24 protein-coding genes are annotated in these 20,205 nt (G+C 70.0%); 11 read left to right on the top strand and 13 right to left on the bottom strand.

Annotated elements, in window-relative coordinates; all coding sequences use genetic code 11:
- Positions 1 to 7 precede the first annotated feature (7 nt).
- The 3 genes from BUE42_RS03440 (at position 8) to BUE42_RS03430 (ending at position 1,915) form a co-directional block, all read left to right on the top strand.
- On the top strand, positions 8 to 595 hold the full coding sequence (locus tag BUE42_RS03440) for a sigma-70 family RNA polymerase sigma factor (RefSeq protein ID WP_073462717.1): 588 nt from the start codon (positions 8 to 10) through the stop codon (positions 593 to 595).
- Positions 592 to 1,323, top strand: coding sequence for an anti-sigma factor (locus tag BUE42_RS03435; protein ID WP_073462715.1), 732 nt, complete (start codon positions 592 to 594; stop codon positions 1,321 to 1,323). Before BUE42_RS03440 ends, BUE42_RS03435 begins: the two co-directional genes overlap by 4 nt.
- 109 nt (positions 1,324 to 1,432) lie before the next feature.
- Positions 1,433 to 1,915, top strand: coding sequence for a tetratricopeptide repeat protein (locus tag BUE42_RS03430; RefSeq protein WP_073462713.1), 483 nt, complete (start codon positions 1,433 to 1,435; stop codon positions 1,913 to 1,915).
- Positions 1,916 to 1,922: 7 nt separating this feature from the next.
- On the opposite strand, the gene BUE42_RS03425 is transcribed toward BUE42_RS03430, so the two are convergent.
- Complete coding sequence (locus BUE42_RS03425; RefSeq protein WP_073462712.1) at positions 1,923 to 3,230, bottom strand: D-amino acid dehydrogenase; 1,308 nt, start codon at positions 3,228 to 3,230, stop codon at positions 1,923 to 1,925.
- 10 nt (positions 3,231 to 3,240) lie between these two features.
- Complete coding sequence (locus BUE42_RS03420) at positions 3,241 to 3,864, bottom strand: LysE/ArgO family amino acid transporter (RefSeq protein WP_073462709.1); 624 nt, start codon at positions 3,862 to 3,864, stop codon at positions 3,241 to 3,243.
- A gap of 109 nt (positions 3,865 to 3,973) precedes the next feature.
- Between BUE42_RS03420 and BUE42_RS03415 the strand changes: the two genes are divergently transcribed.
- The 3 genes from BUE42_RS03415 (at position 3,974) to BUE42_RS03405 (ending at position 5,877) form a co-directional block, all read left to right on the top strand.
- Entirely contained in the window at positions 3,974 to 4,894 is a 921-nt protein-coding gene (locus BUE42_RS03415; RefSeq protein ID WP_073462707.1) for a LysR family transcriptional regulator ArgP, read from the top strand.
- A gap of 104 nt (positions 4,895 to 4,998) precedes the next feature.
- Entirely contained in the window at positions 4,999 to 5,214 is a 216-nt protein-coding gene (locus BUE42_RS03410; RefSeq protein WP_073462705.1) for a hypothetical protein, read from the top strand.
- Between the two features lie 87 nt (positions 5,215 to 5,301).
- Entirely contained in the window at positions 5,302 to 5,877 is a 576-nt protein-coding gene (locus BUE42_RS03405) for a hypothetical protein (protein ID WP_143171280.1), read from the top strand.
- A 35-nt stretch (positions 5,878 to 5,912) separates the two neighbouring features.
- Here the strand turns inward: BUE42_RS03405 and BUE42_RS03400 are convergent, their stop codons facing one another.
- Genes BUE42_RS03400 through hutC form a run of 3 tightly spaced genes read right to left on the bottom strand, consistent with a single transcriptional unit; the run spans position 5,913 to position 8,236 of the window.
- On the bottom strand, positions 5,913 to 6,680 hold the full coding sequence (locus BUE42_RS03400; RefSeq protein WP_073462701.1) for a metallophosphoesterase: 768 nt from the start codon (positions 6,678 to 6,680) through the stop codon (positions 5,913 to 5,915).
- 4 nt (positions 6,681 to 6,684) lie between these two features.
- Positions 6,685 to 7,458, bottom strand: a complete 774-nt coding sequence (locus tag BUE42_RS03395; RefSeq protein ID WP_143171279.1) for a YecA/YgfB family protein — start codon at positions 7,456 to 7,458, stop codon at positions 6,685 to 6,687.
- Between the two features lie 55 nt (positions 7,459 to 7,513).
- On the bottom strand, positions 7,514 to 8,236 hold the full coding sequence (hutC, locus tag BUE42_RS03390) for a histidine utilization repressor (RefSeq protein ID WP_073462699.1): 723 nt from the start codon (positions 8,234 to 8,236) through the stop codon (positions 7,514 to 7,516).
- A 76-nt stretch (positions 8,237 to 8,312) separates the two neighbouring features.
- Here hutC and hutH point away from each other — a divergent pair, with 76 nt between their 5' ends.
- Positions 8,313 to 9,821, top strand: a complete 1,509-nt coding sequence (hutH, locus tag BUE42_RS03385; protein WP_073462697.1) for a histidine ammonia-lyase — start codon at positions 8,313 to 8,315, stop codon at positions 9,819 to 9,821.
- 66 nt (positions 9,822 to 9,887) lie between these two features.
- On the opposite strand, the gene BUE42_RS03380 is transcribed toward hutH, so the two are convergent.
- Genes BUE42_RS03380 through BUE42_RS03370 form a run of 3 tightly spaced genes read right to left on the bottom strand, consistent with a single transcriptional unit; the run spans position 9,888 to position 12,414 of the window.
- A complete protein-coding gene (locus BUE42_RS03380; RefSeq protein ID WP_073462801.1) occupies positions 9,888 to 10,694 on the bottom strand; it encodes an ABC transporter ATP-binding protein in 807 nt (268 codons plus the stop codon).
- Positions 10,691 to 11,464 carry an ABC transporter permease gene (locus BUE42_RS03375; protein ID WP_073462695.1) on the bottom strand — a complete coding sequence of 258 codons (774 nt, stop codon included), beginning with the start codon at positions 11,462 to 11,464 and terminating at the stop codon, positions 10,691 to 10,693. Before BUE42_RS03375 ends, BUE42_RS03380 begins: the two co-directional genes overlap by 4 nt.
- Positions 11,461 to 12,414 carry an ABC transporter substrate-binding protein gene (locus tag BUE42_RS03370; RefSeq protein ID WP_143171278.1) on the bottom strand — a complete coding sequence of 318 codons (954 nt, stop codon included), beginning with the start codon at positions 12,412 to 12,414 and terminating at the stop codon, positions 11,461 to 11,463. The genes BUE42_RS03375 and BUE42_RS03370 overlap by 4 nt, the downstream gene beginning before the upstream one ends.
- A 99-nt stretch (positions 12,415 to 12,513) precedes the next feature.
- Here BUE42_RS03370 and hutG point away from each other — a divergent pair, with 99 nt between their 5' ends.
- Positions 12,514 to 13,320: an N-formylglutamate deformylase gene (gene hutG / locus BUE42_RS03365; protein ID WP_073462693.1), complete on the top strand. Its 807-nt coding sequence runs from the start codon at positions 12,514 to 12,516 to the stop codon at positions 13,318 to 13,320.
- On the opposite strand, the gene hutI is transcribed toward hutG, so the two are convergent.
- From hutI to BUE42_RS03340, 5 genes are all read right to left on the bottom strand, one after another.
- The gene (gene hutI / locus BUE42_RS03360; RefSeq protein ID WP_073462691.1) at positions 13,267 to 14,490 is read right to left on the bottom strand and encodes an imidazolonepropionase; all 1,224 of its coding nucleotides are present in this window, start codon (positions 14,488 to 14,490) and stop codon (positions 13,267 to 13,269) included. The genes hutG and hutI overlap by 54 nt on opposite strands.
- The gene (locus BUE42_RS03355; protein ID WP_073462689.1) at positions 14,487 to 15,872 is read right to left on the bottom strand and encodes a formimidoylglutamate deiminase; all 1,386 of its coding nucleotides are present in this window, start codon (positions 15,870 to 15,872) and stop codon (positions 14,487 to 14,489) included. Before BUE42_RS03355 ends, hutI begins: the two co-directional genes overlap by 4 nt.
- Complete coding sequence (locus BUE42_RS03350; RefSeq protein WP_073462687.1) at positions 15,869 to 16,444, bottom strand: HutD/Ves family protein; 576 nt, start codon at positions 16,442 to 16,444, stop codon at positions 15,869 to 15,871. The genes BUE42_RS03355 and BUE42_RS03350 overlap by 4 nt, the downstream gene beginning before the upstream one ends.
- On the bottom strand, positions 16,444 to 18,159 hold the full coding sequence (hutU, locus tag BUE42_RS03345; RefSeq protein WP_073462796.1) for a urocanate hydratase: 1,716 nt from the start codon (positions 18,157 to 18,159) through the stop codon (positions 16,444 to 16,446). The genes BUE42_RS03350 and hutU overlap by 1 nt, the downstream gene beginning before the upstream one ends.
- Before the next feature lie 104 nt (positions 18,160 to 18,263).
- Positions 18,264 to 19,199, bottom strand: coding sequence for a LysR family transcriptional regulator (locus tag BUE42_RS03340; RefSeq protein WP_073462685.1), 936 nt, complete (start codon positions 19,197 to 19,199; stop codon positions 18,264 to 18,266).
- 142 nt (positions 19,200 to 19,341) lie between these two features.
- On the opposite strand from BUE42_RS03340, the gene BUE42_RS03335 reads away from it, so the two are divergent.
- The 3 genes from BUE42_RS03335 to BUE42_RS03325 are packed head-to-tail and all read left to right on the top strand — an operon-like array spanning position 19,342 to position 20,164.
- On the top strand, positions 19,342 to 19,575 hold the full coding sequence (locus tag BUE42_RS03335) for a hypothetical protein (protein WP_073462683.1): 234 nt from the start codon (positions 19,342 to 19,344) through the stop codon (positions 19,573 to 19,575).
- Between the two features lie 51 nt (positions 19,576 to 19,626).
- A complete protein-coding gene (locus tag BUE42_RS03330) occupies positions 19,627 to 19,884 on the top strand; it encodes a hypothetical protein (RefSeq protein ID WP_143171277.1) in 258 nt (85 codons plus the stop codon).
- A 43-nt stretch (positions 19,885 to 19,927) separates the two neighbouring features.
- A complete protein-coding gene (locus tag BUE42_RS03325; protein ID WP_143171276.1) occupies positions 19,928 to 20,164 on the top strand; it encodes a hypothetical protein in 237 nt (78 codons plus the stop codon).
- The last annotated feature ends 41 nt before the right edge of the window (positions 20,165 to 20,205 follow it).

The raw sequence follows: 20,205 nt of genomic DNA, 5'->3' as shown, positions 1-20,205 counted from the left end.
CCGCGCGATGAACCCGACGAGCAGTCCCCCGCCTCCCGACCTGGCCACGCTGCTGGCGCGCATCGCGCTACGCGAGCGCTCTGCCTTCGAGCCGCTGTACCGCGCCACCTGCGCGCATCTGTTGGGCATCGCGTTCCGTATCTTGAACGACAGGGACCGCGCCGAAGAGGTGCTCCAGGAGGCGTTCATGAATGTCTGGCACAACGCCGCGAGCTACCGGCCCGACGTGGCGGCCCCGATGACCTGGCTGATCAACATCGTGCGCAACAAGGCGATCGACACGCTGCGTTCCGGCAAGACCGAGCGGGCTTCGACGGTTGCGCTCGACGACGAGGCGATGGCCGTGCCCGGCGATGCCGCGCTGGAGCCGCAGCGGCTGCTGGACGACGGGCTGACCAAGGCCCGCATCGACGGCTGCATGGCGGCGCTGAACGCCTCGCAGCGGCAGGCGCTGGCGCTCGCGTACTACCGCGGCATGGTGCACACCGACATCGCGCTGGCGCTGAACGCGCCGGTCGGCACCGCGAAGGCCTGGGTGCGGCGCGGCCTCGACAAGCTGAAGGATTGCCTCAGCGCGGCGGGGGTGGGTGCATGAACTACCTGCAACCCGAGCGCCTGGACCGGCTGGCGCGCGAGTACGTGCTGGGGACGCTGACCGGCGGCGCGCGGCGCCGCTTCGAGCGCGTGCTGCGCAGCAGCCCGGCGGCCTCGCTCGCGGTCGGTGCGTGGCAACAGCGCTTCTCGGTGCTCGCAGCCAGCGTGCCGCCGCTGCAGCCGCGCGAGGCCACTTGGCAGGGGCTCGAGCGCCGGTTGTTCCCGGCGACGTCCGGCAAGGCGCCTGGCTTCGGTGCCTGGCTCGCTGGCCTGCTGTCCGCGCGCTCGCTCGGCGGCGCGCTGGCCGGCGTGCTGCTGTGCCTGGCGGTGCTGCGGCTGCAGCCGGGCCTGATCGGGCTGCAGCCGCCGTCCGAGGCGCTGCCGCAGAGTTATGTCGGCCTGCTGAGCGACACCGAAGGCCGTCCGGCCGTGCTCGCGAGTTCGCTGCGCCACGGCCGCCAGCTCAGCGTCAAGCTGCTGCAGCCGGTGGTGGTGCCGGCCGGTCGCGTCGCGCAGCTGTGGGCACTGCCGCGCGACGGCAGCGCGCCGTTCCCGGTCGGCGTCGTGCCCGACCATGGCAGCGGGGTACTGGCGTTGGCCGACAGCTCCGAGAAGCTCTTCTTCAACGTGACACGGCTCGCGGTCAGCCTGGAGGCGGCGCCGGCGCTGGCCGGTGCGGCCCCGTCGGGACCGTTCGTGCTGATCGGCCCCTGCGTGAAGCTCTGGTAGCAATTTCTTTCAATCGCGGATGCGTCCGTCGGCGCAATCCGCTCCGTAAGTGCCAGCAAGACACCGACGATGGTGTCTGCCAACCCACCCCTCGAAGGACCTGACGATCATGAACACGACATTCGCCCGCCTGCTGACCCTCTCGACGCTTGCCCTGGCCCTGGGCAGCGCCTTCGCTGCCGACAGCGCGCCGCCGGCCGCTGCAGCCGCCGACAAGCTGGGCGCCGCCCGCGCGCAGATCGCCGCGAAGAACTGGTCCGGCGCGATCGACGAGCTGAAGAAGGTCAACGACGCCGGCAGCGCCGACTGGAACAACCTGATGGGCTACAGCCTGCGCAAGGCGAAGACGCCCGACCTGGCCGCCTCGGAGAAGTTCTACGACACCGCGCTGCGCATCGACCCGAAGCACAAGGGCACGCTCGAATACTCCGGCGAGCTGTTCCTGATGAAGGGCGACCTGCCGAACGCCGAGCAGCGCCTCGCGTCGCTGAACAAGGTCTGCGGCGCGAGCTGCGACGAGACGGTCGAGCTGAAGAAGGCGATCGAGCGCTACAAGGCGGCCGGCAACAAGTACGTCGCCTCGAACTGGTAAGACCGGATCAGGCGGCCACCATCCGCGTGGCCCCTGCTTGCGGCACCTCGCCGCAGAACCCGAAGTCCAGCGCCGGCCGCACGCCGCTCATCAGCTCGGCGAGCGCCCGGCCCGACCCGGCGCCGTGCGTCCAGCCCAGCGTGCCGTGGCCGGCGTTGAGCCACAGGTTCGACAGCTTGCTGCGCCCGATGTAGGGCACGTTGGTCGGCGTGCTGGGCCGCAGGCCGGTCCAGAAATTCGGCTCGCTGGTGTCGGCGACGCCCGGGAAGATCTCTTCGTAGCGGTCGATCAGCGCCTGGCAACGCACGCGCGAGGTCGCGCTGTCGAGACTGGTGTCGTAGCCGGCCATCTCGGCGGTGCCGGCGATGCGCACGTGGTCGCCGAGCCGGCTGATCGCGATCTTGCGCGAGTCGTCGAGCAGGCTCGCGACGCTGGCGGCTTCCGGCCGCTTCAGCTTCAGCGTCGCCGAGTAGCCCTTGGCCGGGTAGATGTTCAGGTAGATGCCCAGCGGCCGCAGCAGCGGCGCGGTGAAGCTGCCCATCGCGGCGACGAAGGTGTCGGCCTTCAACACGCTGCGCTCGCCGGTTGGCAGGTGGCGCAACTGCACCGACTGCACCGCACCGCCCGCCGCGTCGATGCCGGCGATGTCGTGCTCGTACAGGAAGGTCGCGCCGCGCTGCTGGCAGCGCAGCGCGAGCTGCTGCGTGAAGACGCGCGCATCGCCCGATTCGTCGCTGGGCGTGAAGGTGCCGCCGGCGATGCCGTTCGCGAAGCCCTGCAGCGCCGGCTCGACCTTCAGCACCTCGTCGCGCGACAGCACGCGGCGGTCGACGCCGTGGTGGCGCATCAGCTCGGCACCGGCGGCGCCTTCGTCGAACTCCTTCTGCGTCGCGAAGAAGTGCAGGATGCCGCGCTCCAGCCGGTCGTACTGGATGCCGGTCTGCGCGACCAGTGCCTTCAGCGAGTCGTGGCTGTAGCGGCCCAGCGCCACCAGCTGCGCGACGTTGCGCTCGAACGCGGCGTCGTTGCACTGCAGCAGGAAGCTCAGGCCCCAGCGCCACTGGTGCGGGTCGAGCTTGGGGCGGAACAGCAGCGGCGCGTCGTCGCGCGCCAGCCACTTCAGCACCTTCAGCGGCGCGCCGGCATTGGCCCACGGCTCGCAGAAGCTGACCGAGATCTGCGCGCCGTTCGCGAAGCTGGTTTCCAGCGCCGCGTCTTTCTGGCGATCGACCACCGTGACCTCGTGGCCTTGCTCCAGCAGGTACCAGGCGGTGCTCACGCCGATGATGCCGGCTCCCAACACGACGACTTTCATTGAAGCTCCTTCAAAGCGGGCGCCACAACAGCTGGGCCGCCACGCAGAACATCACCACCGCGACGCTGGCGTCGATCGCCCGCCACACCACCGGGCGCTGCAGCCAGCGCGAGGCCGCAGCGGCACCATAGCCGAGCGTCACGAACCACATCAGCGACGCAAGACCCGCACCGACCGCGAATGCGAAGCGGCCGTCGCCCGGCTGCTGTGCACCGACCGTGCCCAGCAGCAGCACGGTGTCGAGGTAGACGTGCGGGTTCAGGTAGGTCATCGCCAGCGCGCTGGCCATCGTGGCGCCGAGGCCACCGGCGCCGGCGCGCGCATGCAGGCCGGCATCGACGCCGCGCCAGGCCTGGCGCGCCGAGCGCAGGCCATACAGGAACAGGAAGGCCGCACCAGCGTAGCGCAGCACCTGCAGCAGCATCGGCATCGACTGCACCGCGGCACCGAGCCCGTACACCCCCAGCAGGATCAACAGCCAGTCGGACGCGGTGCACAGCGCGACGACCGGGCCGACATGCGCGCGCGCCAGCCCCTGGCGCAGCACCAGCGCGTTCTGCGCGCCGATCGCGACGATCAGGCCGGCGGTCATCAACCAGCCTTGGGCGAATGCGGTGGAGAGGTCGGGGGTCATCAGGTTGGCGAAGGGCGGGAATTGGCAAGAAGCGGCCGTCGGATTGTCGGCAAGGCTTGCGCAGAGATGAAGAAGGATTCATATTTCTCGGCTTGCATTAGGGTTTCTTATGAAAGACCTGGATCCCGCCGCGCTCGATGCGCTGGCTGCGCTGGCCGATGCCACGAGCTTCGAACGCGCCGCGCAGCGCCTGGCGATCACGCAATCGGCCGTCTCGCAGCGGCTGCGCACGCTGGAGCTGCAGGTCGGCCAGCCGCTGGTGGTGCGCTCGCGCCCGCTGCGCCTGACCGAGCCCGGCAAGCTGCTGCTGCGCTTTGCCCGGCAGCTGCAGGCCATGCGCGCCGACCTGGCGCATGAGCTGGGCGAGGCGCCGGCCTCCGACCAGCGCCTGCCGATCGCGGTGAACGCCGACAGCCTCGCGACCTGGGTGCTGCCGGCGCTCGACGCGCTGGTGCATGAGGGCCTGTCGCTGGAGCTGGTGGTCGACGATCAGGACTTCACGCACGACTGGCTGCGCCAGGGCGCGGTGCTCGGCTGCGTGACCAGCGTCAGCGAGGCGCTGCGCGGTTGCCGCGTGGTGCCGCTCGGCGCGATGCACTACACCGCGGTCGCGAGCCCCGGCTTCATCGCCGACATGCTGCCGCAGGGGCTGAACCTGGCGAACTTCGCGCAGGTGCCGTTCCTGATCTTCAACCGCAAGGACGACATGCAGCAGCAGTGGGCGTCGAAGGCCTTCGGCGTGCGCGAGCCGCGGCTGAGCGAGCGCTATGTGCCGTCGTCCGAGGCCTATGTGCGGGCGGCGGCGATGGGCTGGGGGATCGGCGTGGTGCCGGAACTGCAGGCGCGCCCGCTGCTCGACAGCGGCGCGCTGGTGGCGCTGCGGCCGGACGACCGACTGGCGGTGCGGCTGTACTGGCACCAGTGGAAGCTCGGGCCGGACGGCGCGGCGCCGTCGGCGCGCGTCGGCCTGCTCGACCGCGTCGGCGACGCGTTGCTGGCCGGTGCGCGCACGGCGCTGGATGTGACTTGAACCACGGCGGCACGAACTGCACTGTCCCGGTGCCTCATTTCGGGCTTCAGCACCACCCTGTCGCATCCGACACTGATTGTCACAAGCACTCGTGGAGCGACATCATGAACCTGGCATCCGGATGGTCCTGGCTGGCGTCGCTGGCCACGCGCCGCGCGCCGCGCCAGGTGGAACCCGAGGCAGCCGACTACGGCACCGCGTTCGGGCTCGACATGAGCCTGTCACCGCCGCGCGACAGCGAGTTCGATGCGTTCTTGCCGGGCGCCACCGCGCCGGCACCGCTGCAGTGGATGAGCCGCATCACGTCCCGCGGCCGATGAAGCTGGCGAATCGGGCTTGATCGGCGCGGAACCTTGTTGTCGCGGTGAGCCACTCAGCGCCACCCTTCAACTTTCCAAGCCGCAGGCATGCGTCCCAAACTTTCCAAGCTTCCCAAGTTCGTCAGAAAACTCGCCAAGACCAGGAGAAACGACTCAGCAGGGGATGACCCCGGCTTGCAGAAGCAATTCAGCGGGCAACGCTCAGGTGCGAGGGTCGGGCTCAATCCATTTGACCTGATGTGGACCAGGGATGAGGGCTGGCCCATGACGATTGCCGTGATGAAAGCGAGGCCTGATCTTCCTGCGGAGTTGCTGCAGGAGATCTTCTTGTTCACACGCAGGCCCACGTTCCTCCGGGAATTCGGCTTCGACCTGGATTCGGCGCGTGAGGTGCGCCGAGTCATCGCGCAACGTGCCACTCTGAAGGACACGATGAGCGCTTTGCCAGGCGCCCTCCGGAAATTGTCGGGCGGCGACCTTGATGCGCCAGACAAGCTCAGGGGGATTGAAGAGTCGGTATTGAATGACCCGCATGCTCCCGCGTTGCTCAAGCAACGCGTACAAGCGAATGTCGCCGCAATGCTCGAGGAGACAGATTTGCACAGGCGATTCGCTGCCACCAGTGTCTTCGCGAAGACGCTTGAGGCTTTCGGGATCACCTGAGGCTTCGAACAAGCGCGTCTGAGCGCGCCGCGGCATCAGACCTCGATCACCCGCAATCCGTCGTAGCCCGCGCTCTCGCCGCGTTTCGTGTGGCCGCGCGCGTTGCAGACGACGCGCGTGACGCCGCCCGCGTGCGCCACCTCGTAGTCGTGCCGGCAGTGCACGTGCCCGTGGATCCACAGGTCGGCGTGCGGCAGCAGGTCGTCGTCGGCGTTGCAGAAGCTCGCGGTGCCGGCCTGGCTGCCGTAGCGCGGGTCGCCGCTGCGCAGGCTGGGGCCGAAGTGGGTGATGACGACGGTCGCGTCGGCATCGTTGGGCTCGGCCAGCGCCGCGGCCAGCCAGGCGCGGCAGGCGAGCGCCTCCTCGCGCACCTGCGGCGCGGCGAAGACCTCGCCGTTCAGCGTCGAGCGCTGCACCTTCATGAAGTACGAGCCGGCGCGCATCGATTTCTCGCGCTGCGCTTCGCCGAACAGGTCGAAATCGCACCAGCGCACCGTGCCGGCGAAGCGGATGCGCCGGCCGTCGGCGCCGGTGCGCACGCAGGTCTCGCGTTCCAGCATCGTGAAGCTGAGCGCTTCGCAGCGCGCCCGCAGCGCCGGCCAGGTGTCGTTCAGCTCGCGGCCGTCGAACTCATGGTTGCCGGCGACGAAGACGATCGGCACCGGCCAGCCGCGAAAGGCGTCGAGCGCCTTCCAGGTGCTGTCGATGTCGCCGGCCAGCACCAGCAGTTCGGCACCGGGTGCTGGTTCGGGTGAAAACGCCTCGGTCTCCTGGTGGAGGTCCGACAGCAACTGCAATTTCACGAGGTCAGGTGGCTCCGTGGCATTGCTTGAACTTCTTGCCACTGCCACAGGGGCACGGGTCGTTGCGGCCGACCTTGGGCGTCTCGCGCTTGACCGTGTCGACCTTGTAGCGCGCATCGCGCGTCAGGTCCGACAGCTCGGCGACGGTCGTGACCATCTCCTCGATTGCGTCGTCCAGCGTCGACAGCGGGTACTCGCGGTCGAGCGTCGCGACGACCTCGCGCTCTTCGTCGGTCTCGGCCGGCAGGTGGCGGTACAGCCGCGCCAGCGCGGTCATCACCTCGTCCTGCGGCAATTCCATCAGATCAGGGAAGCAGATGGCAGCATGCTGGAAGCCGGCGACCCACGGCATCAGCGGCTGCGACACCTCGGCCAGCCCTTCCATCGGGTCGACCTCGCCTTCGGCCAGCGGGGCCGGCGGGTGCTCGTCGTCGAACTCCAGCACCAGCGGGTTGAACCAGCCGTCCTCGACGATCGCGCGGTTCAGCGCGGCATAGCGGCGCAGCACCAGCGCGCTGGTGCGCTCCAGCCAGGCGGCGTCGACGTCGTCGGGCAGCGGCTGGCCGTCGAAGTCGAACACATGCGGCAGCCAGGTCGCCGGCTCCAGCATCACCGGCTGCACCAGCACGCCGCACAGGAAGCCGTCGAGCATCACCGCGTCGACCGGCTGCAAGGGCTCGGGCGTGGCCGCCAGCAGGTCGTCGAGTTCGGCGAACTCGGCATCGGTCAGGTCATGGGCGGGCGGCAGCGAAGCGGGCAGGGCGGTGGGAGCGGGCATGGCGGGTCTCTTGAACAAACGATCGAGCCGGGATTGTCGTCTGATCAGGAGGTGATCACGACCCGCCCGCCGAGAAACTGCCGATCAGGCGGTAGCGCGCGCCCGGGTGCACCAGCCGTGCGACCGATGCGACGACGCCTTGCGACAGCGTGCGCCGCGACACCTGCAGCAGCGCGCTGCCGGGTGCCACGTCGAGCAGCCGTGCCTGCTCGTCGGTCGCGAGCACCGCCTCGACCACCTGCTCGGCTTCGGTCAGCGGTGCGTGCTCGAACAGCACATGCGACGGCGTGACCTGCGTGAAGTCCTGCGCCAGCAGGTCGGGCGCGAGGGCCGGGTTCACATGCCGGTCCTCGTACTGGATCGGCACGCCGTTCTCCAGGTGCACCAGCCGGCAGCGGATCACCGCGGCGCCCTTGCGCAGCCGCATCGCGGTGGCGATCTCGGCGCTCGCCTTCACGCGCTCGACGCCGCACACCCGCGTGGTGTGGCGGTGGCCGCGCTCGACGATCTCGTCGTGGATGTCGCGCACCTGCAGCAGGTTGGAGATCGGGTGCAGCTCGGCCACGTACGAGCCCGAGCCCTGGCGGCGTTCGATCAGACCTTCGTCCTCGAGCTCGCGCAGCGCGCGGTGCACCGTCATGCGGGCGCAGCCGAACTCCTGCACCAGCTCGCGCTCCGAGGGCAGCTTCACGCCCGGCTGCCAGCCGCCCTCGGCGATGCGGTGTCGGATCGAATGCTTGACTGCTTCGTAGGGCAGCGTCTTGTCGCCGGATTTCATGGGGCCGATCTTACCCCTGTGCTAAAGTTGTCTAGACCACTTTGCGGCGCGTTGCCGCGACCTGCGAGGATCCCCCATGACGACGCCTGCGCACCTGATCACCCCCGGCCAGCTCGACAAGGCGATGCTGCTCGACGCCGCCGCCGGCGGGGCCCGCTTCACGATCGCGCCGTCGGCGCGGGCCGGCATCGAGGCGAGCGTGCAGGCGGTGGCCACGCTGATGTCGCGCCACGAGCCGGTCTACGGCATCAACACCGGCTTCGGCAAGCTCGCGCAGACGCGCATCCCCGACGACCAGCTGGCCCAGCTGCAGAAGAACCTGGTGCTGTCGCACAGCGCCGGCATCGGCCAGCCGATGCCGGCGCCGGTGGTGCGGCTGATGCTGCTGCTGAAGGCCGCCAGCCTCGCGCACGGCGTGTCGGGCGTGCGGCCCCAGGTGATCGATGCGCTGCTCGCGCTGCTGGCCGCCGACGTGTTGCCGGTGGTGCCCGAGAAGGGCTCGGTCGGCGCGTCGGGCGACCTCGCGCCGCTGGCCCACCTGAGCGGCGTGCTGATCGGCGTCGGCGAGGCCTTCGTCGACGGCAAGCGCGTCCCGGCGCTGCAGGCGCTCGCGCATGCCGGCATCGAGCCGCTGGTGCTCGGTCCGAAGGAGGGCCTCGCGCTGCTGAACGGCACGCAGGCCTCGACCGCGCTCGCGCTGGTCGCGGTGCAGCGGCTCGAGCGCATCTTCGACGCGGCGATCGGCATCGGCGCGATGACGGTCGATGCGGCCAAGGGTGCCGACACGCCGTTCGACGACCGCATCCACAAGGTGCGCGGCCAGCCGGGGCAGCGCAAGGTGGCGGCGAGTTTCCGCAGCTGGCTGGCCGGCAGCGCGCTGCGCCAGTCGCACCTCGATTGCGACAAGGTGCAGGACCCGTACTGCCTGCGCTGCCAGCCGCAGGTGATGGGCGCCTGCCTCGACCAGATGCAGCATGCGTGGAACGTGCTGCTGACCGAGGCGAACGGCGTCTCCGACAACCCGCTGGTGTTCGCCGACACGCTGGAGGCGCTGTCCGGCGGCAACTTCCATGCGGAGCCGGTGGCCTTCGCGGCCGACAACCTGGCACTCGCGATCGCCGAGATCGGCGCGTTGTCGGAGCGGCGCACTGCGATGCTGATGGATCCGGGCATCTCGGGGCTGCCGGCCTTCCTGGTCGAGAACGGCGGGCTCAACTCCGGCTTCATGATCGCGCAGGTGACGGCGGCGGCGCTCGCTTCCGAGAACAAGTCGCTCGCGCACCCGGCCAGCGTCGACTCGCTGCCGACCTCGGCGAACCAGGAAGACCACGTGTCGATGGCGACCTACGCTGCGCGCCGCCTGCACCAGATGCTCGACAACACGGCGGGCATCGTCGCGATCGAATGGCTGGCCTCGGCCCAGGCGCTCGATTTCCACCGGCCGCTGCGCTCGTCGCCGGCGCTGGAGTGCCTGCATGCGCGGCTGCGCGAGCGGGTGCCATTCCTGAAGGAAGACCGGCTGATGGCGCCGGACATCGAAGCGGCTGTCGACATGCTGGAGCATGCGGGGTCGATAAAGGGCTAAAAGTAGGCTGCTACGGCAAACCGGGACACATAAGAGCCTACTTTTGGCCCGCTGGCAGCAGGCGGCTCAGCCCGCCGGGCGCGTGACCTCGGCCATCCCGGCCGCCTTGATGCTCTCGGCCCGGATGTCCTCGGTCAGCCGCGCCTTCAACTCCGAGAACCGCGGCGTCGTCTTCACCGTGTAGTGCCGCGGGTACGGCAGGTCGATCGCCAGCTCGGTCTTGATGCGGCCCGGCCGCGCGCTGAACACCGCGCAGCGGTTGCCCATGAAGATCGCCTCGTCGATGTCGTGCGTGACGAACAGCACCGTCTTGCGGTGCAGCTCCCAGATCGACAGCAGCAGCTCCTGCATCAGCGCGCGGGTCTGGTGGTCGAGCGCGCCGAACGGTTCGTCGAGCAGCAGGATCTTCGGGTCGTTGGCCAGCGCCCGCGCCAGCGCGACGCGCTGCTGCATGCCGCCCGACAGCTGCTTCGGGTAGTGCGACTCGAAGCCCGCCAGCCCGACTTCCGAAATGAAGCGCTGCGCGATCTCGCGCTGCTGCGCCTCGGGCAAGCCCTTCTCACGCAGCCCGAAGCAGATGTTCTGCCGCACCGTCAGCCACGGGAACAGCGTGTAGCTCTGGAACACCATGCCGCGGTCGGCGCCCGGGCCGCGCACCGGCTCGCCGTCGAGCAGCACCTGGCCGGTGCTCGGCTCATCCAGCCCGGCCACGATGCGCAGCAGCGTCGACTTGCCGCAGCCCGACGGGCCGAGCACCGTGATGAAGTCGTTGTCGGCGACCTCCAGGTCGGTCGGCTGCAGCGCGAGCGTCGGGCTGCCGCCATGCATGCCGGCGAAGCTGCGGCCCACGCCGCGGATCGACAGCCGGCTCACAGCGAGGCCCACCGGAACAGGCGGCGGTTCAGGCGCTTGAACCCCAGGTCGGACACCAGCCCGATCACGCCGATCGTGATGATGCCGAAGATGATCTGGTCGGTCGCCAGCAGCGCCTGGCTGTCGGTGATCATGTGGCCGATGCCGCTCGACGCACCGATCAGCTCGGCCACGATCACGTAGGTCCAGGCCCAGCCGAGCACCAGGCGCAGCGTCTCGGCCACCTGCGGTGCGGCGGCCGGGATCAGCACGCGGCGCACGATGCCCCAGTCGCGCGCGCCCAGCGTGTAGGCGGCCTCCACCAGGTCGCGCCGGGTGTTGCCGACGCTCACCGCGATCATCAGCACCAGCTGGAAGAACGAACCGAGGAAGATCACCGAGAGCTTCTGCGCCTCGCCGATGCCGGCCCACAGGATCAGCAGCGGGATGAAGGCCGAGGCCGGCAGGTAGCGCGCGAACGACACGAAGGGCTCGAAGAACGCCTCGACCGGCTTGTACGCCCCCATCGCGACGCCCAGCGGCAGCGCGAGCACGGCCGCCGCGATGAAGCCGCCGAGCACCCGCCACATCGTCATGCCGATGTCGTGCGCGAAGCCCTGCTGAGTCAACAAGTCCCAGCCGGAACGCACCATCGTCAACGGGTCGGCCAGGAAGGTCTTCGAGACGAAGCCGCCGAGCGTCGCGAACGCCCAGCCGGCGACGAACAGCACGAAGAACGCGACCCCGAGCGCGATGCGCGTCCCGGGCTCCACCGATTGCAGCGGCTTCACTGGATGAAGCTGGTGTCCGACAGCGCCTTCAGGTCGGGGATCTGCTTGATGCTGCCGATCTCCAGCAGCAGCTCGGCCGCCTCCTTGCTGAACGGCTGCAGCACGCTGGTGAAGAAGCGCTGGTTCGCCGCGCGGTCCTGCCAGCGCAGGTAGGCCTGCGATTTCTCGAAGGCCTCGCCGCTCTGCTTCACGTCGGCGCCCATGATCTCGAACGACTTCTTCGGCTCGGCGCGGATCATCTCCAGCGCATCGAAGTAGCTGTCTGCCAGCGCCTTCGCGGCCTTCGGGTTGTCCTTCAGGAACTTCGGCGTGCAGCCGAAGGTGTCCATCACCATCGGGTAGTCGAGCGTGGTCGCGATGATCTTGCCGGCCTCGGGCTTGGCCCGCACCGTCGACAGGTAGGGCTCGTAGGTCATCGCCGCGTCGAGGTCGCCGGCGTTCGCGACGAAGGCATTTGCGGCGGCCTGCGGTTCGAGCGTGACGACCTTCACGTCCTTCACCGACAGGCCGTTCTTCTTCAGCATCCACGCGAGGCCGAAGTACGGCGCGGTGCCCGGTGCGGAGGCGGCCACCGTCTTGCCCTTCAGGTCGGAGATCTTCGCGATGCTGTTGCGCACCACCATGCCGTCGGCGCCGAAGCTCTTGTCGAGCTGGAAGATCTGCGTGGTGGCGACGCCGTTGGCATTCCACACCACCCAGGTCTCGACCGTGGTGGCCGCGCACTGCACGTCGCCCGATGCAATGGCGAGGTGGCGGTCTTTCTGCGGGATCTTCTTGATCGACACGTCGAGGCCGTGCTTCTTGTAGATGCCGGCCTCCTTCGCGAGCGTCAGCGGCGCGAAGCCGGTCCAGCCGGAGATCGCGATCGCGACGGGCGTCTCCTGCGCCAGGGCGGGCGAGGCCGCTGACACCGACACCAACAAGCCGATCAAGGCACGCACTGGATTCATCACTGCTCCTGCGAGAAGGGGGAAGGTGCCGGCCATGATGCAAGCCCTGTGCCGGGCAGTCTACACTCGGAGCCTCGGTTGTCTAGGCCACTTTCACGCATGGATGCAAGCACGCACGCACTGACGCGGGGCCGCCTCCCGCTGCTCGTCTCGTTCCCGCACGCGGGCACCGGTATCCCGCCGGACATCGAGGCCCGCATGACCCCCGACGCGCTGCTGCGCGCCGACACCGACTGGCACCTGCCGCTGCTCTACGACTTCGTCGCGCAGATGGGCGCGAGCACGCTGGTGCCGCAGATGTCGCGCTACGTGATCGACTTGAACCGGCCGCCGGAAGACACCAACCTCTACCCGGGCCAGGACACGACCGGCCTGGTGCCGCAGGACACCTTCCGCAAGCAGCCGTTGTACCTCGCGGGTCAGGCGCCCGGTGCGGCCGAGGTCGAGGCGCGCCGTGAGCGCTTCTGGCGCCCGTACCACGTGGCCTTGCGCGGCGAACTGGAGCGCTTGCGCGACCTGCATGGCGTCGCGGTGCTGTGGGACGCGCACTCGATCGCGAGCGTGCTGCCGCGCTTCTTCGACGGCAAGCTGCCCGACCTGAACCTCGGCACCGACCAGGGGCGCGCCTGTGCGCCGCGCGTGCAGGCGGCGGTCGAAGCGGTGCTCGGCAGCCAGCGCGACTACACCCAGGTCAGCAACGGCCGCTTCAAGGGCGGCTACATCACGCGCCACTACGGCGAGCCGGCGCGCGGCGTGCATGCGCTGCAGATGGAGATGTGCCACGGCACCTACATGGACGAGCCGGCGCCGTTCGGCTTCCGGCCCGACCTCGCGGCCCGCGTGCGGCCGCTGCTACAGCGGATGCTGCAGGCGGCGCTCGACACCGCGATGGAAGCACGCGCGTAGCGGGCTCGCACCGATCGCGTAGCTCAGCGCGGCCGGGTGGTCGACGTCCCACAGGCACAGGTCGGCCTGCTTGCCGACCTCGACGCTGCCGTGCGTGGCCGTGAGGCCCAGCGCCTGCGCCGCGTGGCGCGTGACGCCGAGCAGCGCCTCGGCCGGCGTCATGCGGAACAGCGTGCAGGCCATGTTCATCATCAGCGGCAGGTGCGTACCGGGGCTGGTGCCCGGGTTGCAGTCGGTCGCGACCGCCATCGGCACGCGGTGCCGGCGGAACAGCGCGATCGGCGGCGCCACCGTGTCGCGCAGGAAGTAGTAGGCGCCCGGCAGCATCACCGCCACGGTGCCGGCGCGTGCCATCGCGATGACGCCCGCCTCGTCGACATGCTCCAGGTGGTCGGCCGACAGTGCGCCGAAGTCGGCCGCCAGCGTGGCGCCGTGCTGGTTCGACAGCTGCTCGGCATGCAGCTTGACCGGCAGGCGATGGCGCTGCGCCACCTCGAACACGCGCTGCGTCTGGGCCGGCGTGAAGCCGATCGTCTCGCAGAACGCATCGACCGCATCGGCCAGGCCGTCGCGCGCGATCGCGGGCAGCAGGTGCCCGACGATCTCGTCGATCCAGGCGTCGGCGCGGCCTTCGAACTCCGGCGGCACGGCGTGCGCGGCCAGCAAGGTGGTGCGCACGTCGATCGGAAAGCGTTCGCCGAGCCGGCGCGCCACCTGCAGGCATTTGCGTTCGGCATCGAGCGACAGGCCATAGCCGGACTTGATCTCGACGGTGGTGACGCCGTGCCGCATCAACTCGCGCAGCCGGCGGGCCGAGGCATCGAACAGCGCCTCGGGCGTCGCGTCGCGCGTCTGCCGCACGGTCGAACGGATGCCGCCGCCGGCCCGCGCGATCTCTTCGTAGCTCGCGCCTTGCAGGCGCAGCTCGAACTCGCGCGCGCGGTCGCCGGCGTAGACCAGGTGGGTGTGGCAGTCGATCAGGCCGGGGGTCAGCAGCGCGCCGCCGGCGTCGTGTTCGGCACGCGGCTGCAGGCCGGCCGGCAGTGCCGACATCGGCCCGACGCGCTCGATGCGGCCGTTCGCGATCGCGACGAAGCCCGGCGTCGACGGCGTGCAGGCGTCGTCCCGCCCGTCGACGATGCGCGCGTTGGTCAGCAGCAGGTCGGTCATCGGTGCTCCAGCAGGTGGGCGCGCGCGCTGATGAAGGCCTCGGCGGCGCGCCCGGCGCCTGCATGCTGCCCGTCGTGCACGCGGCACTGACCAGCCACCCACACATCGCGCACGCCGCGGGCGCCATGGGTCGCGAACACATGGCTCGCGAGACGCTGCGAGGCGCTCAGGCCGGCATCGTCGAACGCGGCCAGGTGAACGAAGTCGGCCTGCTGGCCCACGCGCAGGCCGGCGATCGAGCGCCCGCTGGCCCGCGCGCCGCCGGCCACCGCCGACAGCCACATCGCATCGGCCACCTGCGGGTGTGCCGCGCTCGCGAGCACGTTGCGGCGCTGCTTCGTCAGCCGCTGGCCGTATTCGAGCAGCCGCAGCTCCTCGGCCGCATCGACGCACGCGTGGCTGTCGGAACCGATGCCCCAGTGGCCGCCGTCGGCGACGAAGGCCTCGGCATCGAACACGCCGTCGCCGAGATTGGACTCGGTGCTCGGGCACAGGCCGGCGACCGCGCCGCTGCGGGCCAGCGCACGCCGCTCGTACGCATCGAGGTGCGTCGCATGCACCAGGCACCAGCGCGCGTCGACCGCGGCGTTCTCCAGCAGCCACTGCACCGGCCGCTGGCCGCTCCACGCGAGGCAATCGTCGACCTCGCGCTGCTGCTCGGCGACGTGGATGTGCACCGGCGCACTGGCGTCGGCGCCATGCAGCCCGCCGAGCAGGTCGCGCAGCGCCTCGGGCGGCACGGCGCGCAGCGAATGCGGCGCCGCGCCGACGCGCACGCCATCGTGGCGCAGCCGGCCGATCAGCGACAGCAGGCCGTCGACGCTGTTCAGGAAGCGGCGCTGCTCGGCCTGCGCCGGCTTGCCGCCGAAGCCGCTCGCCTGGTACAGCACCGGCAGCATCGTCAGGCCGATGCCGGCCTCGCGTGCGGCAGCGACCAGGCGCAGCGACATCTCGGCCGCATCGGCGTGCACGCGGCCGTCGGGCTGGTGGTGCACGTAGTGGAACTCGCAGACGGCCGTGTAGCCGGCCTGCAGCATCTCGATGTAGAGCTGCGTCGCGATGGCCTGCAGCGCGTCGGGGGTCAGCGCCTGCGCGAAGCCGTACATCAGCGCGCGCCAGCTCCAGAAGCTGTCCTGCTCGGCGCTGCGGTGTTCGGTGAGGCCGGCGAACGCGCGCTGGAAGGCGTGCGAATGCAGGTTCGGCAGGCCGGGCAGCAGCACGCCGTCGACGCGCTCGGTGCCGGCCGGCGCGGGCAGGCCGGCTTCGACGCAGGTCAGCGTGCCGGCGTCGTCCCACTGCAGCAGCACGTCGTCGGCCCAGCCTTGCGGCAGCAGCGCGTGGCGGGCGAACAGCGATCCGGTGGCGGTCGTGGCAGCGCTCATGCGGCGGGCTCCAGCTGCACCAGCAGCGCGCACGGCGCGTCGCCGGTGCATTCGAGGTCGAGCGCGGGCATGCCGTCGCGCCACAGCCATGCCTGCAGCGGGCCGAGCCCGCGCGCGCCGTCGGACCAGCGGCCCAGGCTCGCGAGCAGCAGCCCCGCCGTGGCCGGTTCGGTGCGCACGGCGCCCTGCAGCGCGCGCACGTCGGCGCGCCAGCGGTTGCGGCGGATCATCACGTTGAAGTCTCGGCACGGTCCGTCGACCAAGGTGGCGCTCAGCGCGTCGTCGCCGGAGAAATGGAAGGGCCGGTGCGCCTGGTCGAGCCGCTCGTCGAGCCGGCCGTCGGCCGAGTGCAGCCGCATGCCGGCACCCCGCAGCAGCACGATGCAGCGGTCGATGCCGGGGAAGGCCGAGAACGGTGCATCGCGCTCGACTTCGGCGACGCTGAGGCGCCAGTCGAAATCGGCCGCGGCCTCACGGGGATGCACCGCGAGTTCGCGCGTCACCCCGGCGCCGTTGCGCCAGGCGACAGCCGGCAGCGACTGCAGGTCCAACGTCTCGCTGCGCCCGACCATCAGCGCCCGACCATCGGCAGCTTCAGGTGCTGGACCTGCGCCGTCTGCACCGCGAGGTCGTAGCCGGCATCCGCATGGCGCATCACGCCCGAGCCAGCGTCGTTGACCAGCACGCGCGCCAGGCGCTTCGCGGCCGCGTCGGTGCCGTCGGCGACGATCACCATGCCGGCGTGCTGCGAATAGCCCATGCCGACACCGCCGCCGTGGTGCAGCGAGACCCAGGTCGCGCCGCCCGACGCATTCAGCAGCGCGTTCAGCAGCGGCCAGTCGGACACCGCATCGGTGCCGTCCTTCATGCCCTCGGTCTCGCGGTTCGGGCTCGCGACCGAGCCGGTGTCGAGGTGGTCGCGGCCGATCACGATCGGCGCCTTCAGCTCGCCGCTGCGCACCATCTCGTTGAACGCGAGGCCGGCGACGTGGCGCTCGCCGAGCCCCAGCCAGCAGATGCGCGCCGGCAGGCCCTGGAACGCGATGCGCTCGGCGGCCATGTCGAGCCAGCGGTGCACGTGGGCGTTGTGCGGGAACAGTTGCTTGATCTTCGCGTCGGTCTTGCGGATGTCGTCCGGGTCGCCCGACAGCGCGACCCAGCGGAACGGGCCCTTGCCTTCGCAGAACAGCGGGCGGATGTAGGCCGGCACGAAGCCGGGGAAGTCGAACGCGTTCTTGACACCCTCGTCGAACGCGACCTGGCGGATGTTGTTGCCGTAGTCGACGGTCGCCACGCCCATCGCATGGAAGTCGAGCATCGCCTGCACGTGCACCGCGCACGACTGGGCGGCCGCCTGCTTCAGGCGATCGTGCTGGTGCGGGTCGCGCTGCGCATCGCGCCATTGCGCGACGCTCCAGCCGGTCGGCAGGTAGCCGTTGATCAGGTCGTGCGCCGAGGTCTGGTCGGTGACGATGTCGGGGCGGATGCCACCGGCCTTCGCGCGCCGCACCAGCTCAGGCAGCAGCTCGGCGGCATTGCCGAGCAGGCCGATCGACACCGCCTCGCGCTGCGCGGTGTGGTGCTGGATCAGCGCGAGCGCGTCGTCCAGGTCCTTGGCCTGCTTGTCGAGGTAGCGCGTGCGCAGCCGGAAATCGATGCTGCTCTGCTGGCATTCGATGTTCAGCGACACCGCACCGGCGAAGGTGGCGGCCAGCGGCTGCGCGCCGCCCATGCCGCCGAGGCCGGCGGTCAGCACCCAGCGCCCGGCCAGCGTGCCGCCGAAGTGCTGGCGGCCGGCTTCGGCAAAGGTTTCGTAGGTGCCCTGCACGATGCCCTGGGTGCCGATGTAGATCCACGAGCCGGCAGTCATCTGGCCGTACATGAAGAGACCCTGGCGGTCGAGCTCGTTGAAGTGCTCCCAGGTGGCCCACTTCGGCACCAGGTTCGAGTTGGCCAGCAGCACCCGCGGCGCATCCGGGTGGGTCTTGAACACGCCGACCGGCTTGCCCGACTGGATCAGCAGCGATTCGTCGTCTTCCAGCTCGCGCAGCGACGCGAGGATCTGGTCGAAGCAGGCCCAGTCGCGCGCCGCCCGGCCGATGCCGCCGTAGACCACCAGTTCCTCGGGGCGCTCGGCGACTTCCGGGTCGAGGTTGTTCTGGATCATCCGGAAGGCCGCTTCGGTGAGCCACGACTTGCAGCTCAGCGTGCTGCCGCGCGGGGCCCGCACGACGCGGCCGGGGGCCGAGCGCGCGGCCTGTGCCGCGGCGTGGGCCACGGTCTTCATGTCGGTGGTGGAGTTCATCGGCGGCCTTCGTGGGGGTTCCTGGAAGTGGTCTAGACCACTTTGTGCAGAATGCCGGGACTTGCCCTGCCCGTCAAGCCCGCGGCTCAATCGATGGCAGACTGCGCCGCCTCGACGAGCCGCGCCCGCAGCCACTGGTGCGCGCTGGCCCGGTCGTGCCGCATGTGCCACAGCGCCTCGACGTGGATGCCGGCCAGCGGCAGCGGGATTGGGCGTTGCACCAGCTTGTCCTGGTAGCCGGTGGCCGCGATGAAAGTGCGCGGCAGCACGGTCAGCAGGTCGCTGCTGGCGACCACCCGCCCGGCGGTGAAGAACTGGTTGACCGTCAGCACGATGCGCCGCGTGCGGTGCAGCTGCGTCAGCGCCTGGTCGACCAGCCCGTGCGGCCGGCCGGAGAAGCTGACCAGCAGGTGGTGCGCCTCGCAGAAGCGGTCCAGCGTCAGCTCGCCGTCGGCCAGCGGGTTGCCGCGCCGCATCACGCAGACGTATTCGCTGTCGTACAGGCGCTCGTGGTGGATTGGGCTGGTGCTGCCCTGGGCGACCAGGTTGGCGACCGCGTCCGGGAAGTAGCCGACCGCGAAATCGACCTCGCCACGCTCCAGCAGCGGCCGCGGGTCGCGGGTCGTCAGCGGAATCACCCGCAGGTTCGCGAGCGCCTGGCCCTGTTCGATCTGCTGAACCAGCGAGGGCATCAGCATCGCCGCGGTCGCGTCGGCCATCGCGAGTCGGAAGTTCGCCACATCCTTCTGGGGGTCGTAGTCGCCCGGCGCGAAAGCCTGGCGCAGCGCGGCCAGCGCGGCCTGCACCTCCGGCCACAGCTGCTCGGCACGCGGCGTGGGCTTCACCCCGAACGATGTGCGAGTGAGCAGTTCCTCACCGACGGAGTCTTTCAGGCGCTTGAGCGCGTTGCTGACCGCCGGCTGCGTCAGCGCCAGCCGCTCGGCGGCGCGGGTCAGGTTGCCTTCCGCCATCACGGCGTCAAACACGCGCAACAGGTTCAAGTCAAGTGTGCGGAAATTCATGTTTGGTACTCCTCGACACCGGGATATCACTGGCGTGTATATCACTGATTCACAGCTTTCAGTAGCCAACCCCTGGGGTAAACCCTAGGATTGCGGCATGCGAGGTCGAAAACGATTTCGCGAGTCTTGAAAGGACCCTTCCATGAACCCCGTGATCAGCCTGAATCTCCCGCAAGTGCCCGTCGGCGCCGTCGCGTCCGGTTCGGCATCGCAAGACGTGTGGGGCCGCATCGGCCGCCGTGTCTGGGCCGCATTGGAAGGCGCCGGCCAGACCCGCGCCCGTCCCGAACTGCTGGCGCTGGCCAGCCGCTACGAAGCGTCGCAGCCTGAACTTGCAGCCCAGCTGCGTTCCATGGCTTCCGTTCGCCAGCGCTGACCGACCTCCCCCGAATTCGCCACGAGCGACCCCAACCCCGAAGGAAACATGATGACCACGACGACGATGGACCTGCAAGTCCCCCAACAACGTACCGCCCCGCGCCTGGCCGCACCGTTCGCCGCCGCTTTCGCCGCGCTGCTGAATGCCCTGAAGCCCGCCGAGCGCGTGAACGTGGAAGAAAACCAGGCCGCCCGTGAGGCCGCCGATGTGCGAGTGATGGCTCGCCAGTACCTGAAGACCGATCCCGGCTTCGCTGCAGACCTGTTCGCAGCCGCCGACCGGCACGAAGAGCTGTACGGCAACTGAACCTGTGCCGCTGCCACGGGCGGCGGCACACACCGAGACCACCATGAACCAATCGACTTTCTTCGCTGACTCGCAAGCCTCGACGGCTTTCGTCCAGCGCCTCTCGGACGCTTACGCGTTCGCCACCGCCGCGCTCGCCAACCTGCTGAGCCCGGCCCTCGAAAGCCCGGCCGAAGCCGCGAGCCGCCTGCGCTCGATGGCCGAGGCCTACAGCGACGGCCAGCCGAGCTACGCCGCCGACCTGCGTGCCGCAGCCGACCGGGCCGATGCCCAGGCCTGAGCGCCCGGCGCTGCAACGAGAAGGCCCGCATCTGCGGGCCT

Source organism: Rhizobacter sp. OV335 (assembly GCF_900142965.1).
Lineage (GTDB): Bacteria > Pseudomonadota > Gammaproteobacteria > Burkholderiales > Burkholderiaceae_C > Rhizobacter.
Note: the sequence above shows the minus strand (reverse complement) of the source record. Positions and strands in the feature narration are given on the sequence as shown.

What these genes read in the sequence shown, in the direction of transcription:
- BUE42_RS03440 (WP_073462717.1), top strand. Translation starts at nt 8, where the DNA reads ATGAACCCGACGAGCAGTCCCCCGCCTCCCGACCTGGCCACGCTGCTG.
- BUE42_RS03435 (WP_073462715.1), top strand. Translation starts at nt 592, where the DNA reads ATGAACTACCTGCAACCCGAGCGCCTGGACCGGCTGGCGCGCGAGTAC.
- BUE42_RS03430 (WP_073462713.1), top strand. Translation starts at nt 1,433, where the DNA reads ATGAACACGACATTCGCCCGCCTGCTGACCCTCTCGACGCTTGCCCTG.
- BUE42_RS03425 (WP_073462712.1), bottom strand. Translation starts at nt 3,230, where the DNA reads ATGAAAGTCGTCGTGTTGGGAGCCGGCATCATCGGCGTGAGCACCGCC.
- BUE42_RS03420 (WP_073462709.1), bottom strand. Translation starts at nt 3,864, where the DNA reads ATGACCCCCGACCTCTCCACCGCATTCGCCCAAGGCTGGTTGATGACC.
- BUE42_RS03415 (WP_073462707.1), top strand. Translation starts at nt 3,974, where the DNA reads ATGAAAGACCTGGATCCCGCCGCGCTCGATGCGCTGGCTGCGCTGGCC.
- BUE42_RS03410 (WP_073462705.1), top strand. Translation starts at nt 4,999, where the DNA reads ATGAACCTGGCATCCGGATGGTCCTGGCTGGCGTCGCTGGCCACGCGC.
- BUE42_RS03405 (WP_143171280.1), top strand. Translation starts at nt 5,302, where the DNA reads ATGCGTCCCAAACTTTCCAAGCTTCCCAAGTTCGTCAGAAAACTCGCC.
- BUE42_RS03395 (WP_143171279.1), bottom strand. Translation starts at nt 7,458, where the DNA reads ATGCCCGCTCCCACCGCCCTGCCCGCTTCGCTGCCGCCCGCCCATGAC.
- hutC (WP_073462699.1), bottom strand. Translation starts at nt 8,236, where the DNA reads ATGAAATCCGGCGACAAGACGCTGCCCTACGAAGCAGTCAAGCATTCG.
- hutH (WP_073462697.1), top strand. Translation starts at nt 8,313, where the DNA reads ATGACGACGCCTGCGCACCTGATCACCCCCGGCCAGCTCGACAAGGCG.
- BUE42_RS03370 (WP_143171278.1), bottom strand. Translation starts at nt 12,414, where the DNA reads ATGAATCCAGTGCGTGCCTTGATCGGCTTGTTGGTGTCGGTGTCAGCG.
- hutG (WP_073462693.1), top strand. Translation starts at nt 12,514, where the DNA reads ATGGATGCAAGCACGCACGCACTGACGCGGGGCCGCCTCCCGCTGCTC.
- hutI (WP_073462691.1), bottom strand. Translation starts at nt 14,490, where the DNA reads ATGACCGACCTGCTGCTGACCAACGCGCGCATCGTCGACGGGCGGGAC.
- BUE42_RS03355 (WP_073462689.1), bottom strand. Translation starts at nt 15,872, where the DNA reads ATGAGCGCTGCCACGACCGCCACCGGATCGCTGTTCGCCCGCCACGCG.
- BUE42_RS03350 (WP_073462687.1), bottom strand. Translation starts at nt 16,444, where the DNA reads ATGGTCGGGCGCAGCGAGACGTTGGACCTGCAGTCGCTGCCGGCTGTC.
- hutU (WP_073462796.1), bottom strand. Translation starts at nt 18,159, where the DNA reads ATGAAGACCGTGGCCCACGCCGCGGCACAGGCCGCGCGCTCGGCCCCC.
- BUE42_RS03340 (WP_073462685.1), bottom strand. Translation starts at nt 19,199, where the DNA reads ATGAATTTCCGCACACTTGACTTGAACCTGTTGCGCGTGTTTGACGCC.
- BUE42_RS03335 (WP_073462683.1), top strand. Translation starts at nt 19,342, where the DNA reads ATGAACCCCGTGATCAGCCTGAATCTCCCGCAAGTGCCCGTCGGCGCC.
- BUE42_RS03330 (WP_143171277.1), top strand. Translation starts at nt 19,627, where the DNA reads ATGACCACGACGACGATGGACCTGCAAGTCCCCCAACAACGTACCGCC.
- BUE42_RS03325 (WP_143171276.1), top strand. Translation starts at nt 19,928, where the DNA reads ATGAACCAATCGACTTTCTTCGCTGACTCGCAAGCCTCGACGGCTTTC.